The organism is Pantoea sp. GbtcB22 (assembly GCF_019091025.1).
GTDB classification, from domain to species: domain Bacteria; phylum Pseudomonadota; class Gammaproteobacteria; order Enterobacterales; family Enterobacteriaceae; genus Pantoea; species Pantoea leporis.
On sequence record NZ_JAGXKB010000002.1, the window covers coordinates 790111 to 796110 of the forward strand.

Genomic DNA, 6000 nt, shown 5'->3' on the forward strand with positions numbered 1-6000 from the left:
GGGTGTAAGAAAATTCTCGCTTTTACCAGCCAGTTTCGATACGAGCCGGGTCTTGCTTAGGGGGCAGTAGTAAAAAGAACAACTCATAAATTGCTGTTTTAATGCATCTTTCCATTACATCGCGAGTATTTGTACGTCTTGTTCCGCTGTCGGACAGCTCTCAACGCAGGATGAGAATTGGATGGAAATGAGTTCGCTGGGAACCGCCGCCAGCGTGAGTGCTGTGCGTAACGCCTTGGCTTTTTCCTGCTGAATGCTCTGCGCTTCTCCGCGCGAAATTAGGCGGATCACGACACTGTGAATGATGGGATGTTGCTGACGCAGCGTGACAACCACTTCGTTTATCGAGTTCTGCCCCTCATCGCTCAGCAAGGTCATGCCCGCGTCTTTCTTAAACAGCACCTGGCTGCTCAGCAAATATTGGCTTTCACTCTGCGCAGACGCGCGGTCAAAGACACAAGGGACAATAGTGACAGCGCGGGAATGCGCATGAACCTGGCGACGGTTCGGTTTGAGCTCTTTTTCACCATGCTGGCGGTGTACAGCGCGGGGGGCATCCGTAAGATGCTGTTGTTCATCAACGCGTAGGTAATAGGTTCGGCCACCCCGTAACTCTGCTTGATACAGGTGCTCGGTTTTACCGCGATACAGTGGATCATTCACAAAGGCGCCAAGGGTATGATTGCCTGGCTTTAAGCAGAAGCTGGTAAATCCGCCGGGCAACAGGCTGGTGTGATAGCGCGCATCAACGTAGACATTGGCTGGGCCTTCTGTCAGCACATCGCTATTCGCGCGGTAATACACCACTTGCGTCAGCTCTTTAACTACGGGCGGCACAGGTTTGTATTTTTCGCCAAAGGCTTTAGGCGCTTGTAACATCGCTGATGCTGGCAAAACCATTAACAATCCAGCAGCCACAATCCAGGATTTATTAAACACGATAGACCTCATAAAAATGTTTGAATCGCGCCTTGACCTTTTAGGGTCGCCAATGTTGGTGACCGTTCACTCGGGCGCGCAACACCACGCATTCAATGGCGTGACGTTAAAAAATTGCGGGAGGGTGAGAATCAGTGGCTGGCTTTCTTCAACTTTGGCTCTTCGTCATAACGGCATTCAACAACCGCTGAAGAACGCGACAGCACATGTTGCTGTAAACGCAATAGTGGAAGTTGACGTTCAGCCTCAATGCGACGCACCGCTTGCGGTTTGCCATCTGCCTGCGTATTTACCCGCACAAAATAGGTTTTGCCCGGTTTCAATGCGGCCTGAAACTCGGCGAAGTTTTGCTGTTGCGCATCGGGCGCATCGAGCAGTGCGCCGAGGGTGTAAGTGCCAGGTTGAACGCAGATGCGCGTAAACATGCCTGGCAGCAGCGCGGCGTGCAGCTCACCATTGAGAGTGACCAGCGCGGCAGGTTTTTTGCCCGCTTCACCAACGCGGTAATACACCACTTGTGCCTGGTCTTTTACGGGTGCCGCTTGCGGCTGCCAGGTTTCACCAAAAGCGCGCGCCTCGGGTGCAGCTTTGGCGTGGGAAATAGCAAAAATGGAGGTGGCGACCATCGCTGCCACAATCAGTGAGTGAGTTAAATGTTTCATGGTTCCTCCCCGACGACGATCGGTCGCGGGTTTCAGTTTTCAGGATTAATTAAGTGGATGGTTGCCGAGCAGGTCATCAATCAAGCGGCTGACGTCATCGGCTGGCGTGGCTGTGTTGTAATCCGCTCGTTCGCCGTCTGCGAGGGAGAATTGCGCCCAATCACTGAGATCGCTATCAGCCGGTAGCAAGTCGCCAAGGCTTAAAGCTTCAATCGGGGCTTCTTCAGCGGCATCAATCACTATCACCGCGGGATCGGAGGGTGCGGAAACGACTCCGGCTGGATCGGTAACCACCACGACAAAGGCATGTGAACCGTTGGGCAGCGCCGCTTCAGGTGTGAAGGACCAATTACCCTCAGCATCGGCAATGGTGGTGCCGAGCAAGTTACCGTTATCAATAATCTGGATCACTGAACCGGGTTGTTGCTCGCCACCGCTTAACGTTGGTGTGTTGTCGTCGGTAACGTCATTGTCCAGTAAAGCGCCCTGCTGCTCACCCACGTCATCATGAATGCTACCCAACGTGGCTTCTGGTGCAGCGATTGGGGTTTGTTCATCGATCGGTGTGGGAGTTTCTTCTTCAGCGGGCTGTTCGGTTTCCTCTGTCGCGTCTGCTTGCTCGCCTGGCGTTTGGTCGTCCGGTACAGCGGTGCTCTCTTCGGGTTTCTCTTCTTCAGGTGGCGGGGGCGGCGTAGAGGATTTATCGTGGCTGTTGCTGCGCGTCAGCATCGCCAAAGCGGCAACAGATGCTGCGGCAGCTACCGCCAGTAAACCGTATGACGCGGCATTGCCGTCGACTTCCAGATTGCTCAGCGGCGGCAATACGGCGCTATCGAGCAACACCGTGGAATAGTCGCCATCCTGCAATCCCGCTGGGTTCATCTCTGCATCGGCGCTGGCTGACGTAAAGGCATGCCACTGGCCATCTTCCCCCATACCGACAATCTCGCCTGGATGCGCGTAATAATCCTCAATCACTAGATTAGGCGTTTCAGGATTGTCTCCGCGCAGCGTGAGTTGTAGATCATTGCCTACGCGCTTTAGACGAATCATGTCTGGACCAGTCAGGCTTTCGCCTTCAGCCAGCACATAGCGCGCCCCTTTCTCGGCTTTCACCGTAACGGGCTTATTGGGGTTGGGCGGCAGGTTTTCTGCCTGAATAATGCGTCTGCCGCTGACTACCGCCAGGTTAATGTCTACCATCGGAAAATTCCTCGTGTACGGCGATGCTCTGCCGCAATCGCCTCGTTTCCCGTGTGCCGGGGATCAGGTAAGTAATGGAGTGCATTTGTACCGGAATTGTCTTACAAGCAACCACAGGCTGGGTCTTGGTTGATGCGGGAATTGACCGTTGCGTTGCAAGAAGAGTTTGATGAGGACACTGCCAGGCGCGCACATTTGTAGCGGCGCGATTTATCGCGCAATGAATTGTGCCGCTACGGGTTTGTGCGGTTTATTGATGTGACAAATAAAAAAGGCCAGTGACAACGTCACTGGCCTTAGCTACATGCAATAAATAACGACCCGTTTAACTGTGTAAAGGTTGACTGGGCTTCCGTTGAGCAACGCCTGCTACCCAACGGAATGATCGTATTACTGCGTTTGAACGCGAACCACCACACGGCGGTTTGGCGCGTTGCACTGGATCTGCTCTGCACGTGTACCGGTGCAATCGCCGACCACCAGTTCGTCACTACCTGCACTGCTGGCATTCAGGTTACGCGCGGGCAAGCCGCCCTGAATCAGCATGGTTCGTACCGTGTTCGCGCGCTGTTGACCCAGACGCAGGTTGGTGGCTGCTTTACCGATGGGATCGGTATGACCAATAACCTGAATACGGTTCAGCTGGACGCCATCTTTATGCAGTTTACCGATCAGCTCATTGACCGCGTCACGGCCTTTACCGGTGATGTCATTGCGTGATGATTTACCAAAGGCAAACAGCACATCGCTCGACAAGGTGTAATCCATGGTTTTGCTGGCGGTATAACGGCACTGCTCAACCGCAGAGGCACGGTCCAGCGTGTGTGCCTGCGCACGTAAGCCGCGCAGTTCGACGTTCGCCTGCTGCGCGTTAACCAACTGAGGACGGCCCTGGCTGTTGCTATCGACTTTAACAAAGTAGGTTTTGCCCCCTTCGAAGTTATCGCGGTGTGGCTGAGCCTCTTTGCCTTTGTAGTACGGCGCATCTTTCAGGAAAGCCCCCAGCGAGTGGCTGCCCGCCGACACGCAGAAGGTGCTGTACATGCCAGTCAGCAATGCAGATTGGTATTCACCATCGACATAGACGTGAGCCGCATCAGGACCACTGACTTGCGAGGTACGGTAATAGACGATCTGCGCCTGGCTGGCGGCGACGCTCGCCACCGGCTGATAGGTTTGGCCGAACACTTTTGATTCAACTGCCGCGTGTGATGCGAGGGAGAACAGACCGCCTGCCACCACCATCGCAATCAGCGAAGAATTTAACTTTTTCATGATTCCTCCACGGAGGCTCTTGCGAGCCTCCGGTTTGATTGTGTTTAAAGGATTAGTGGTTGTTCAGGTTGGTCTGCACACCCAATTGCACCAGCAGTTCGGTATCGGCACCGGAGTGCTGATAAACCTCGTACTGTACGCCGCCAACGGTGACGGTGCCTTCAGCTTTGGCCCAGTTGCCTGGATCCGTGCCGTCTGGCAGCAGGTCGGTGAGGTTAACCACATCGCCTGCGTCACCTTTGATCATCAGCTGCCTGGTGTCGTCCGCCGTAAAGGCGTGTTCTTCACCGTGTGCCAGAATATCGCCGAGGGAGATAGTCAGCACGTTCGCTTCGCCGTTGGCCATATCGACTACTGTGACCTGTGCTTCAGTCGCTACAAGGTTATGGAAATCCAGAGGTTGCTCCGCATGTTCCAATACCAACGTATGAGTGTTGGTCTCCAGATGCATAACCGGCTCTGCTTTTGGCAGTGATTGATTGTTTGCATCTGAGGCAAACGCATTGACGCCTGCGTTGTTATTTTCTGCCTCTACCATGTAATTCGACTGAGCGTTAAATGACTGATCTTCAGACTCATTAACATTAATCTCATGGCCATTTTCGTCAATACTCAATGTCGCTGACTCATCATCCTCAACATCCATCATTCTCGAAGTTGGACGACCGGCCGCTGCACCGCTGCCTTTTTCACCCCATTGCACATAATCAATATTATGAACAAGCCATTTTCCATCCGCCACTGGCGGGGCGTAGTTAATACCGCTTTCAATTGTAAAATAGCCAATCTTTTGTCCTGCTGGTGCTGTAAAGCTTCTTAACTGATTGCTAGTATCCCCTGAATTTATTTGCTGGCCTAAATACACCCCGGTTGTTGAGTAATACTTGGCTGTGGCGGGTACTGCATAACCAGTGTAAGGATTTGCTGTTGCGTGCAACAGGTAACTAAGCTCTTCTGCACCTCCTGGAATAGTGAATTTCACAATCGTTCCCGCCGACAGTGCGACGTTATACTCATCATTAAATGATTGTCTATTAGCACCTGCCGAATTATATGGCGGCACCGCATTAGGAGGGATTGGTAAATATTCAGGCCCCTTAAGGATCTGCAATGAGAGACCTGAAGCCAAAGTTACATTGCCGTTAAAGAATTGATCGAATTCCTCAACACTCACTCCAGACTTAATATTCAAGTCAAAGTTTGAATATGAACTGGTATTTCCCGCGGCATCCACACCGCTCGCACGGAACTGATAATTGCCGTAAGCCATATCGGCTGCCGGCGTCCAGCGCCAGTCACCATTACTGTCGGCAACAACGACAGTCGCGGTTTTCCAACCAGACCCATCGTTGTACTCCAGCGTGACGGTCGCGCCTGTTTCAGCCTTACCTACCACCGTTGGTGTTTTATCATCCGTTGTACCGCCACTAGCGATATCACCGGTGCTGCTGCCAAAATCATCAATGACTTTAGAGATACTTACGGTTGGTGCATTGGTGTCAACGTTCAGTGTAAATGTGGCAGACTGTGCAGAGTTGTTACCCGCTGCATCCGTGGCTTTCACATAGAAGTTATTCGGACCCTGACTCAGCGCCGCTGGTGGTGTCCAAGCCCAGTTACCTGAGCCATTGGCCAGCACGCTCGCCAGTGCCTGACCGTTAGCACCGTAAATGGTGACCACACTGTTGGCTTCTGCTGAACCACGCAGCTCCGGACGTGTATCATTGGTCAGGCCGTTATGACCAACCAGAGCATTAAACGCGCCGCCTGCTACGTCATCCCATGCACCGCTGATAACCGGTGTTCCTGGAGGCGTTGCGTCTACCACAATGCTCCAGCTGTTGGACTGCGCCGAGGTGTTCCCCGCCGGGTCAACTGCCGTGACCACGAAGCTGTGGTTGCCGTCTCTCAGCGCACCCGC

5 protein-coding genes are annotated in these 6000 nt (G+C 53.2%); all 5 read right to left on the minus strand.

All coding sequences use genetic code 11. From position 1 onward, the window contains the following. Positions 1-114: 114 nt before the first annotated feature. Complete coding sequence (locus KVT28_RS11475; protein WP_101761756.1) at positions 115-939, minus strand: hypothetical protein; 825 nt, start codon at positions 937-939, stop codon at positions 115-117. Between the two features lie 131 nt (positions 940-1070). Further along, entirely contained in the window at positions 1071-1601 is a 531-nt protein-coding gene (locus KVT28_RS11480) for a hypothetical protein (RefSeq protein WP_101761757.1), read from the minus strand. Positions 1602-1646: 45 nt separating this feature from the next. Next, positions 1647-2804 (minus strand): Ig-like domain-containing protein, encoded by a 1158-nt coding sequence (locus KVT28_RS11485; protein ID WP_101761758.1) that lies wholly within the window; start codon positions 2802-2804, stop codon positions 1647-1649. A 390-nt stretch (positions 2805-3194) separates the two neighbouring features. Continuing rightward, a complete protein-coding gene (locus tag KVT28_RS11490; RefSeq protein WP_217548488.1) occupies positions 3195-4079 on the minus strand; it encodes an OmpA family protein in 885 nt (294 codons plus the stop codon). Positions 4080-4131: 52 nt separating this feature from the next. Then, the coding region (locus KVT28_RS11495; protein ID WP_217548490.1) for an Ig-like domain-containing protein at positions 4132-6000 on the minus strand (1869 nt) is incomplete at its 5' end.

Bases quoted from the DNA above. Each gene is read 5' to 3' on its own strand.
- KVT28_RS11480 (WP_101761757.1), bottom strand. From the start codon at position 1,601: ATGAAACATTTAACTCACTCACTGATTGTGGCAGCGATGGTCGCCACC.
- KVT28_RS11485 (WP_101761758.1), bottom strand. From the start codon at position 2,804: ATGGTAGACATTAACCTGGCGGTAGTCAGCGGCAGACGCATTATTCAG.
- KVT28_RS11490 (WP_217548488.1), bottom strand. From the start codon at position 4,079: ATGAAAAAGTTAAATTCTTCGCTGATTGCGATGGTGGTGGCAGGCGGT.